Raw genomic sequence first — 9,078 nt, 5'->3', positions numbered from 1 at the left:
CACTCAGGAACGTTCGATGAGGAACGTTCCTGATGCACAGTTCCCCGCCGACGATCATGCGCCCTGGGTGAAGCACGATCGCGGCGAGGAACGCGCCGACCTGCGTCGCTCAGGTCAGCTCTTGAAGTCGATCAGAAGTGCGGAGAAATCCGAACCGCCGAATGAGCTGCCGCTGGCGCCGTAGGACGCGCTCGACGATTGCGACTGCTGGAGCGCCTGGAGGAATTGCTGGAGAATGTCCGCCGTGGTCGTGTTGGTCGACGTGCTGCTGGTCGAGTCCGTCGAGGACGAATCCGACGAGCTGTCATCCGGCGGCGGACCGGGCGGCGGTCCGCCCGAACCACCGGGACCACCCGGACCACCGGGACCGCCGGCGCCGCCTGGCCCCTTGGCGAAAGCGGACTGAAACACGTTCTTCAGTTCGTCCGCCTGGTCCGAGGTCAGCGTCCCGTTCGACACTTCGTTGGCGATGAGATCGTCGATCTTCGACTTCATCTCGTCCTTGGAAGGACGCGTGCCACTCGACTGATCGCTGGATCGGCTCGACTGCAAGGCGGTGTCGATGTCGGTCAGCGCGGTCGAGAGCGCCGACTGGTCCGACGACGAGATCGTGCCGTCGGAAACGTCCGATTGCAATTGCTGCTGAAGCCGCTGCAGGGGCGACTGGTAGTTACCGGCGGAGGCCGCCGAAATCGAGGTCATAATGGCTCCGTGGCTTTTGCGGGGTTTCGTAAGCGACACCGCCACGGTATGGTTAGCGGCCTTAACGAGACCTTGCCGCTTCCCTGCCCGGGTATTGCCTGCTGTTGCGCCCGGACAGTCAGAAACAATCCGAAACAAAAATCTTCGCCTTTTGGCCCGAATCTTGGACAAACAAAGCGCATGGCCAATCCCAATATCCTGGTCGTCGAGGACGACCGCGAAACCCGGACGTTGATTGCAAAGTACCTGCGCAACAACGCCTGCAACGTCACCACCGTGAGCGATGGCCGGGAGATGTCGCGTGCCTTGGCCGATCACAGGGTCGACCTCATCATCCTCGACGTCATGCTGCCCGGCGAGGACGGCCTGAGCCTGTGCCGCAAGGTACGCTCGGAGGCGCAGACGCCGATCATCATGCTGACCGCGCGCGGCGAGGACGTCGATCGCATCGTCGGCCTCGAGATGGGCGCGGACGACTATCTGCCAAAGCCGTTCAACCCGCGCGAGCTGCTCGCGCGCATCAACGCGGTGCTACGCCGCCAGGTCGCAGCCCAGGCGGCAAGCTCGATCGAGGGCGCCTCCACGCTCGTCTTCGAGGGCTGGCGCATCGATCTGCGCCTGCGCGAATTGCGCAATCCGGAAGGCGCGCGCGTCGCGGTGACCAGCGCCGAGTTTGATCTGCTACGGACGTTCTGCGAACGGCCCGGCCGCGTGCTGTCGCGCGACAGCCTGCTCGACCTCACGCAAGGGCGCAACACCGGCTCGTTCGAACGCTCGATCGACGTGCTGGTCAGCCGCATCCGTCGCAAGATCGAGCCCAATCCGGCCGATCCCACCATCATCAAGACGGTGCGCTCCGGCGGCTATCTGTTCACGCCCAGAACCGAAGCGGCCGGGACTGAAGCAGCTGGCAACGAAGCGGTCGCGGCGACCCTGAGCAGTTAGTGGAGCGGTCGTCATGACGCCGTTCCGCTTCTTCCACCTCAAAAGCATCGGTGGACAGATCGCCGCGCTGGTGGTGGCGTCGATCGTCGCGCTGCATCTGATCCTCACCGCCAGCTTCCTGATCAGCCGGCCGGACCGGGCCGAGCCGCCGCCCGACGCCGCCCATCAGCTTGCGGACGCGGCCCTGCTGCTCAACGGCACGGATGCGAGCGAGCGGCCGCGCATCCTCGCCAATATCGTGCGTGCGTTTCCGAATGCCGGCATCGAGCTCCTCGCGCCGGGGACCTTCTCCGTCGCCGAAGACAGCGGTGGCCCGCATCTGCGCAACGTGCGCCGGCATCTCGGCCATCAGTACGAGGTGATCGCGCTGACCCCGAACTTCGGCGTGCACCGCGTCGCGGTCGAGCTTCCCGACGGCAGTGTGATCGCAGGTCGCGTCGAGCAGGGCCCGCATCCGCCGCGGTTCTGGGGCGGCCCCTGGATGATAACGCTGCTGTTCGCGCTGATCAGCGTCACGATGCTCGGCCTGTGGGCGGCCTACGCGCTGGCCGCGCCGCTGTCCTCGTTTGCCAGGGCCGCCGAGAATTTCAGCCTGGACGGGGCGGCCGATCCGCTGCCCGAGCGCGGCCCGGAGGAGATCCGCTCGGTCGCGCGCGCGCTCAACCGCATGCATGAGCGGATCGCGCGGCTGATGTCGGATCGCACCCGGATGCTGGCGGCGATCAGCCACGACCTGCGAACGCCGATCACCCGGCTGCGCCTGCGCGCCGAGTTCATCGAGGACGAGGGCAACCGCAGGCGCATGCTGATCGATCTCGACCAGATGCGCTCGATGCTGGAATCCGTGTTGTCGCTGCTGCGCAACGACCGCAAGATCGAGGCGGTGACGCTGGTCGACATCGCGAGCACGCTCCAGGTCATCGCCGACCAGTTCGGCGACATGGGCCATGTCGTGCACTATGACGGCCCCGCTTCGGCGACGGCCGCCGCGCGGCCCGACGAGCTGCATCGGGGCGTCACCAACCTCGTCGAGAACGCGGTTCGCTTCGGCGCCGAAGTGACGATCCGCCTCGACGTATCCGGCACCACGCTCGTCATCGACGTCGAGGACGACGGCCCCGGCATCTCGGATGCGCGCAAGCAGGAGATGCTGGAGCCGTTCGCGCGCGGCGATGACGCGCGCACCATGGACGAGCACACCGGCTTCGGGCTCGGCCTGTCGATCGCGCGCGCGATCGCGATCGCTCATGGCGGCGAATTGTCGTTGCACGACCGCGCGCCGCACGGGCTGATCGTACGGATGCAATTGCCGGTGTGGCAGCAGCCGCGGCGGGCGGCGTAAGGCACGCCTCAGGCGGCGAGCGGCGGATGCTCGATCGGGTGCTCCTCGAAGATCGCCACCGCCTCGAAGCGGTAGCCGCAGGCGTGGCATTTCCAGAGATAGGAAACGCGGCCTTCGCCCGGCTCGATCCAGTCCGGAGACGGGATCGGTGCCCCACATTGCGCACAGGGGTTCTGCTTGGGGATGTCGCCGATGTCTGCTCGGGTCATGGACGTTCTCCCGAATTTTGAATAGCGATTTTTGGGCGAATGCACGAATAGACAGACCTGCTGTCGCGTAACGCACATCGCCAAGTGCAATCCTAACCTGGGTTTGAGTCGTAAAAACGACGGCCCCGCGAAAATCGCCGCTGGCGGCGTTTCGCCACATCATCGCCGTGTTCCCACGGCCTAACGCGCACGGGTGCAGGTTCGTTCTGCCGAGGAATAATTCAATGAAAATTTTGCGTATTGCCGCGCTCGTTGCGGCCGGGCTGATGTTGCCGCAGGCCGCATTCGCGGGCGAAGCCGAGTATGCCGAGATGGTCGCGGCCCATGCCCGCGCCAACGGCGTGCCGGAAGCGCTGGTGCATCGCGTCATCATGCGCGAGAGCCGCTATCAGCCCGGCCTGATCGGTCGCGGCGGCACCATCGGCCTGATGCAGATCAAGCTCGCGACCGCCCGCGGGGTCGGCTACACCGGCGACGCCGCCGGCCTGCGCGATCCCAACACCAACCTCACCTACGCCGTCAAATACCTCGCCGGCGCCTATCGCGCCGCCAATGGCGACCACGCCCGAGCCGTGCGTTATTTCGCGGGCGGCTATTACTACGTTGCAAAGCGGCAGCGCCAGGAAATGGTGCAGCAGGCCAGCAACGACACCTGGCTCGAGCCGAACGGCAATCCGCAGCCGATGCTCGGGATGGCGCCGCATAAGAAGCTGGCCCAGCGCGTCAGCAATGCGCGGGCGCAGGAGGTTCCCAACCACTAGCCAGCGTCATTCCGGGGCGATGCGAAGCATCGAGCCCGGAATCTCGAGCTTCCCCGGTGCGCAATTGCGCACCCGGGGTTCGGTCCGGCGGACCGCGCCGGAATGTCAGCCCTGTGGCTAGCGCGTTGACCACCCCGTCCCGCTGGCATACATTAGAGCCGTTCCGAGGGGTGCTCCGAGGAGGAGCTGAGATACCGCTAAATGGGTCAGAAGGCCCAGGACCGCGGTGACCCTTTGAACCTGATCCGGGTCATGCCGGCGAAGGGACAGGGATGTTGCAGACCACCAAGCGATCGGATTCCCCGGTATCCATCATCGGCGCAGGCATTGCAGGTGCCTGGCAGGCGCTTTTGTTCGCGCAGGCCGGCCATGCCGTGACGCTACACGAGCGCGGTGACGCCGCGATGACCGATTCCACCAGCCATTGGGCCGGCGGGATGCTCGCGCCCTGGTGCGAGGCGGAGGTCGCGGAACCCATCATCTCCAGGCTCGGCCAGCGCTCCCTGGACATCTGGCGGCGCGAGCTGCCGGACACCCCCTTCAACGGCTCGCTCGTCGTCGCCCACCCGCGCGAGCGCAACGATTTCGAGCGTTTTGCCCGGATGACCGACGGCCACCGCCGGCTCGATGCGGCCAGCCTTGCCGAGCTCGAGCCGTCGCTGGAGGGCCGCTTCCGCGACGCGCTGTTCTTCCCGACCGAGGGCCATGTCGAGCCGCGCCGCGTGCTGCCGAAGCTGCATGAGCGCATCCGCGCCGCCGGCGGCACCATCAAGTTTGATAGCGACGTCAGCGCCAAAGACCTCGACGGCATCGTGATCGACTGTCGCGGCCTCGGCGCGCGCGACGAGCAGCCGGAGCTGCGCGGCGTCAAGGGCGAGATGATTTTGATCGAGACCGGCGAGGTGCGGCTGGCGCGCCCGGTGCGGCTGATCCATCCGCGTTGGCCGCTCTACGTGATCCCGCGCGAGGACAATCTGTTCATGCTGGGCGCGACCTCGATCGAGGCCGAGGACACCGGCGTCAGCGTGCGCTCGGCGCTGGAGCTGCTGGGCGCGGCCTATGCCGTGCATCCGGCCTTCGGCGAGGCTCGGATCATCGAATTCGGCTCCGGCCTTCGGCCCGCTTTCCCCGACAATCTGCCGCGCATCGGCATTCGTGGCGAGAGGATCGCCGTCAACGGCCTCTACCGCCACGGCTTCCTGATCGCCCCGGCGCTCGCCGAGCTGACGCTGCAATACGTCCAGCGCGGCCAGATCGACAATGAGGTGATGCAATGCGGGTGATCGTCAACGGCGAGCAGCGCGAGGTGAACTCGGCCAGCGTGGACGCGCTGCTCAGCGAGCTCGACTATGAGGGCACCCATTTCGCGATCGCGCTGAACTACGACGTCGTGCCGAAGAGCCGCTGGGCCGAGACCCACCTCAAGGCCGGCGACGAGATCGAGATCATCACGCCGCGGCAGGGAGGGTGAGGTGATGATGGCACGCTCTCTCCACTTGTCGTCCCCGCGAAGGCGGGGACCCATAACCACAGGGAGCGGCTATGGCGGCCGGTCTCTCCCCACGTGCCCCAAGAGAAATCACGCGGTATGGGTCCCCGCCTTCGCGGGGACGACAGTTGAACTTGAGGAGACACCTTGGACATGGTGACCTTCTACGGCAAAACCTTCCCCTCCCGCCTGCTGATCGGCAGCGCGCTCTATCCTTCGCCTGCGATCATGCAGGCGGCGATCCGTGCCTCCGGCTCGAACATCGTCACGGTGTCGCTGCGCCGCGAAGCCGCCGGCGGCAAGACCGGGGACGCGTTCTGGAATCTGATCCGTGAGCTCGACGTCAGCGTGTTGCCGAACACCGCCGGCTGCCGCAGCGTGCGCGAGGCCGTGACCACCGCAAAACTCGCGCGCGAGCTGTTCGGCACGTCCTGGATCAAGCTGGAAGTGATCGCCGACAACGACACGCTGCAGCCCGACGTCGTCGGCCTGGTTGAGGCCGCCGCCATCCTGATCAAGGACGGCTTTGAGGTGTTCCCCTATTGCACCGAGGATCTCTCGGTCGCGAACCGCCTGGTCGATGCCGGCTGCAAGGTCGTCATGCCCTGGGCCGCGCCGATCGGCAGTGCCAAAGGCATCACCAACCGCGACGCGCTGAAACTGCTGCGTGAACGGCTGCCTGATATCACGCTGGTGGTCGATGCCGGCATCGGCGCGCCGTCACATGCGGCCGAGGCGCTCGAGCTCGGCTACGACGCCGTGCTGCTCAACACGGCCATCGCAAAAGCCGCCGATCCCGTCGCGATGGCCAACGCCTTCCGTCTCGGCTGTGATGCCGGCCGCACCGCCTACGAAGCCGGGCTGATGAACGCCCGCGACTTCGCCTCCCCCTCCACCCCTGTCGTTGGGACACCATTCTGGCATGCCGTATCCTGATCGCTTCTATCCCGTCGTCGACAGCCTCAAATGGGTCGAACGCCTGACCAAGCTCGGCGTCGGCACCATCCAGTTGCGCGCGAAAGACCTCAACGACGCCGACGCGCTCCAGATCGTCACCGACGCGCTGGCGATCACTGAGGACACGCAGGCCAAGCTGGTCGTGAACGACTATTGGCGCGCGGCCGTCGTCGCCGGCGCAAAATATCTGCATCTCGGCCAGGAGGACCTGGCGGACGCGGACCTCAAGGCCATCCGCGAGGCCGGCCTGTCGCTTGGCGTCTCCACCCATGACGACGCGGAGCTCGAGACCGCGCTTGCCGCAGAGCCCGACTATGTCGCGCTCGGTCCGATCTTCTTCACCACGCTGAAATCGATGCGCTTCGAACCGCAGGGCATTCCAAAGATCACGGAATGGAAGAAGCGGATCGGCAGCATCCCGCTGGTCGCGATCGGCGGCATCAAATTCGAGCACGCCGCGGAGATTTTTGCCGCCGGCGCCGATTCCATCGCCGTCGTCAGCGACGTCACGCAAAACGCCGACCCGGACGCGCGGGTGCGGCAGTGGCTCGGCCTATCGCTGGAGGCGGCATGATGCGCATCGCTCTCTCCACCCGTCATTGCGAGCGAAGCGAAGCAATCCAGAGTCTCTCCGCAGAGACAGTCTGGATTGCTTCGTCGCAAGGGCTCCTCGCAATGACGGAGCAAGAATTCACCGCCGTCGCTCAAACGCACGCACAACAGAATTAAACCGGAGGATCCCATGAACATCCGCTCCAACCCCGAAAAGACCGTCCCCGCCGTCACCACCGGCCCGCTGCCCTCGTCGCGAAAAATCTTCGCGTCTCCGGACGCTGCGCCCGACATCCGCGTGCCGCTGCGCGAGATCATCCTCTCCGAAGGTGCCGGCGAGCCGAACCTGCCGGTCTATGACACCTCGGGCCCCTACACCGACCCGACCGTCACCATCGACGTCAACGCCGGCCTGTCGCGCAACCGTCTCGCCTGGGTCAAGGAGCGAGGCGGCGTCGAGGAGTATCAGGGCCGCGATATCAAGCCGGAGGACAATGGCAACGTCGGCGCCTCGCATGCCGCAAAGGCCTTCACCGCGCACCACAAGCCGCTGCGCGGCCTCGACGGCCACAAGATCACCCAGCTCGAATTCGCCCGCGCCGGCATCATCACCAAGGAAATGATCTACGTCGCCGAGCGCGAAAACCTCGGCCGCAAAAAACAGCTCGATCGCGCGGAGGCCGCGCTGGCCGACGGCGAAAGCTTTGGCGCCGAAGTCCCTGCCTTCATCACCCCGGAATTCGTCCGCAGCGAGATCGCGCGCGGCCGCGCCATCATCCCCTGCAACATCAACCACGCTGAGTTGGAGCCGATGATCATCGGCCGCAACTTCCTCACCAAGATCAACGCCAATATCGGCAACTCCGCCGTGACGTCGTCGGTGGAAGAGGAAGTCGACAAGATGGTGTGGGCGATCCGCTGGGGCGCCGACACCGTGATGGACCTCTCCACCGGCCGCAACATCCACACCACCCGGGAATGGATTCTGCGCAACGCACCGATCCCGATCGGCACCGTGCCGATTTACCAGGCGCTGGAGAAGTGCGAAGGCGATCCGGTCAAGCTGACCTGGGAGCTCTACAAGGACACGCTGATCGAGCAGTGCGAGCAGGGCGTCGACTACTTCACCATCCACGCCGGCGTGCGCCTGTCCTACATCCACCTCACCGCCAACCGCGTCACCGGCATCGTCAGCCGCGGCGGCTCGATCATGGCGAAGTGGTGCCTGGCGCATCACAAGGAGAGCTTCCTCTATACGCATTTCGACGAGATCTGCGACCTCATGCGCAAGTATGACGTCTCGTTCTCGCTCGGCGACGGCCTGCGTCCCGGCTCGATCGCGGACGCCAACGACCGCGCACAGTTTGCCGAACTCGAAACGCTCGGCGAGCTGACTAAAATCGCGTGGGACAAGGGCTGCCAGGTCATGATCGAAGGCCCCGGCCACGTGCCGATGCACAAGATCAAGATCAACATGGACAAGCAGCTCAAGGAGTGCGGCGAAGCCCCGTTCTACACGCTCGGGCCCCTGACCACCGACATCGCGCCGGGCTACGACCACATCACCTCGGGCATCGGCGCCGCCATGATCGGCTGGTTCGGCTGCGCCATGCTGTGCTACGTCACGCCGAAAGAGCATCTCGGGCTGCCCGATCGTAACGACGTCAAGGTGGGCGTCATCACCTACAAGATCGCCGCCCACGCCAGCGATCTCGCCAAGGGCCACCCGGCCGCCCAGCTCCGCGACGACGCCCTCTCCCGCGCCCGTTTCGACTTCCGCTGGAGCGACCAGTTCAACCTCGGCCTCGATCCTGATACCGCCAAGAACTTCCACGACGAGACCCTGCCGAAGGAAGCCCACAAGGTCGCCCATTTCTGCTCGATGTGCGGGCCGAAATTCTGCTCGATGAAGATCACCCAGGATGTGCGGGATTATGCGGCGACGCTGAACGATCCGAATTCGATCGGCATGTCGATGCAGGGCACTGCCGAAGACGGCATGGCCAAGATGAGCGCGAAGTTCAAGGAGATGGGCAGCAGCGTGTATCTCGATGCGGAGAAGGTGAAGGAGAGCAATCGGGTGCTCTAGACTGCAAGAACCCGAGAATATGCTTTGTTGTC

The 9,078-nt window shown here is 65.4% G+C and carries 10 protein-coding genes and 1 riboswitch; of the genes, 8 read left to right on the top strand and 2 right to left on the bottom strand.

The genetic code is table 11. The features are described 5' to 3' along the window. Positions 1-114: 114 nt before the first annotated feature. Complete coding sequence (locus ACVJ5M_RS12055; protein WP_354099548.1) at positions 115-702, bottom strand: hypothetical protein; 588 nt, start codon at positions 700-702, stop codon at positions 115-117. Between the two features lie 180 nt (positions 703-882). On the opposite strand from ACVJ5M_RS12055, the gene ACVJ5M_RS12050 reads away from it, so the two are divergent. Both ACVJ5M_RS12050 and ACVJ5M_RS12045 read left to right on the top strand, forming a co-directional pair. Beyond that, entirely contained in the window at positions 883-1,647 is a 765-nt protein-coding gene (locus ACVJ5M_RS12050) for a response regulator (RefSeq protein ID WP_063981498.1), read from the top strand. Between the two features lie 13 nt (positions 1,648-1,660). Further along, positions 1,661-2,989 (top strand): ATP-binding protein, encoded by a 1,329-nt coding sequence (locus ACVJ5M_RS12045; RefSeq protein WP_063981497.1) that lies wholly within the window; start codon positions 1,661-1,663, stop codon positions 2,987-2,989. An 8-nt stretch (positions 2,990-2,997) separates the two neighbouring features. Here the strand turns inward: ACVJ5M_RS12045 and ACVJ5M_RS12040 are convergent, their stop codons facing one another. Next, on the bottom strand, positions 2,998-3,198 hold the full coding sequence (locus ACVJ5M_RS12040; RefSeq protein ID WP_063981496.1) for a hypothetical protein: 201 nt from the start codon (positions 3,196-3,198) through the stop codon (positions 2,998-3,000). 224 nt (positions 3,199-3,422) lie between these two features. Here ACVJ5M_RS12040 and ACVJ5M_RS12035 point away from each other — a divergent pair, with 224 nt between their 5' ends. The 6 genes from ACVJ5M_RS12035 (at position 3,423) to thiC (ending at position 9,046) form a co-directional block, all read left to right on the top strand. Next, a complete protein-coding gene (locus tag ACVJ5M_RS12035; protein ID WP_063981495.1) occupies positions 3,423-3,959 on the top strand; it encodes a lytic transglycosylase domain-containing protein in 537 nt (178 codons plus the stop codon). Between the two features lie 156 nt (positions 3,960-4,115). Beyond that, positions 4,116-4,244, top strand: a riboswitch (TPP riboswitch). Next, the gene (locus tag ACVJ5M_RS12030) at positions 4,232-5,242 is read left to right on the top strand and encodes an FAD-dependent oxidoreductase (protein ID WP_283017510.1); all 1,011 of its coding nucleotides are present in this window, start codon (positions 4,232-4,234) and stop codon (positions 5,240-5,242) included. (Overlaps the previous riboswitch by 13 nt.) After that, the gene (gene thiS, locus ACVJ5M_RS12025; protein ID WP_063981493.1) at positions 5,233-5,430 is read left to right on the top strand and encodes a sulfur carrier protein ThiS; all 198 of its coding nucleotides are present in this window, start codon (positions 5,233-5,235) and stop codon (positions 5,428-5,430) included. The genes ACVJ5M_RS12030 and thiS overlap by 10 nt, the downstream gene beginning before the upstream one ends. Positions 5,431-5,601: 171 nt before the next feature. Further along, entirely contained in the window at positions 5,602-6,384 is a 783-nt protein-coding gene (locus tag ACVJ5M_RS12020; protein ID WP_063986138.1) for a thiazole synthase, read from the top strand. Beyond that, the gene (locus ACVJ5M_RS12015) at positions 6,371-6,979 is read left to right on the top strand and encodes a thiamine phosphate synthase (RefSeq protein WP_063981492.1); all 609 of its coding nucleotides are present in this window, start codon (positions 6,371-6,373) and stop codon (positions 6,977-6,979) included. Before ACVJ5M_RS12020 ends, ACVJ5M_RS12015 begins: the two co-directional genes overlap by 14 nt. A 168-nt stretch (positions 6,980-7,147) precedes the next feature. Then, positions 7,148-9,046 (top strand): phosphomethylpyrimidine synthase ThiC, encoded by a 1,899-nt coding sequence (gene thiC, locus ACVJ5M_RS12010; RefSeq protein ID WP_063981491.1) that lies wholly within the window; start codon positions 7,148-7,150, stop codon positions 9,044-9,046. The last annotated feature ends 32 nt before the right edge of the window (positions 9,047-9,078 follow it).

This window comes from Bradyrhizobium sp. S3.7.6 (assembly GCF_054061875.1).
Note: the sequence above shows the minus strand (reverse complement) of the source record. Positions and strands in the feature narration are given on the sequence as shown.

Bases quoted from the DNA above. Each gene is read 5' to 3' on its own strand.
- ACVJ5M_RS12055 (WP_354099548.1), bottom strand. From the start codon at position 702: ATGACCTCGATTTCGGCGGCCTCCGCCGGTAACTACCAGTCGCCCCTG.
- ACVJ5M_RS12050 (WP_063981498.1), top strand. From the start codon at position 883: ATGGCCAATCCCAATATCCTGGTCGTCGAGGACGACCGCGAAACCCGG.
- ACVJ5M_RS12045 (WP_063981497.1), top strand. From the start codon at position 1,661: ATGACGCCGTTCCGCTTCTTCCACCTCAAAAGCATCGGTGGACAGATC.
- ACVJ5M_RS12040 (WP_063981496.1), bottom strand. From the start codon at position 3,198: ATGACCCGAGCAGACATCGGCGACATCCCCAAGCAGAACCCCTGTGCG.
- ACVJ5M_RS12035 (WP_063981495.1), top strand. From the start codon at position 3,423: ATGAAAATTTTGCGTATTGCCGCGCTCGTTGCGGCCGGGCTGATGTTG.
- ACVJ5M_RS12030 (WP_283017510.1), top strand. From the start codon at position 4,232: ATGTTGCAGACCACCAAGCGATCGGATTCCCCGGTATCCATCATCGGC.
- thiS (WP_063981493.1), top strand. From the start codon at position 5,233: ATGCGGGTGATCGTCAACGGCGAGCAGCGCGAGGTGAACTCGGCCAGC.
- ACVJ5M_RS12020 (WP_063986138.1), top strand. From the start codon at position 5,602: ATGGTGACCTTCTACGGCAAAACCTTCCCCTCCCGCCTGCTGATCGGC.
- ACVJ5M_RS12015 (WP_063981492.1), top strand. From the start codon at position 6,371: ATGCCGTATCCTGATCGCTTCTATCCCGTCGTCGACAGCCTCAAATGG.
- thiC (WP_063981491.1), top strand. From the start codon at position 7,148: ATGAACATCCGCTCCAACCCCGAAAAGACCGTCCCCGCCGTCACCACC.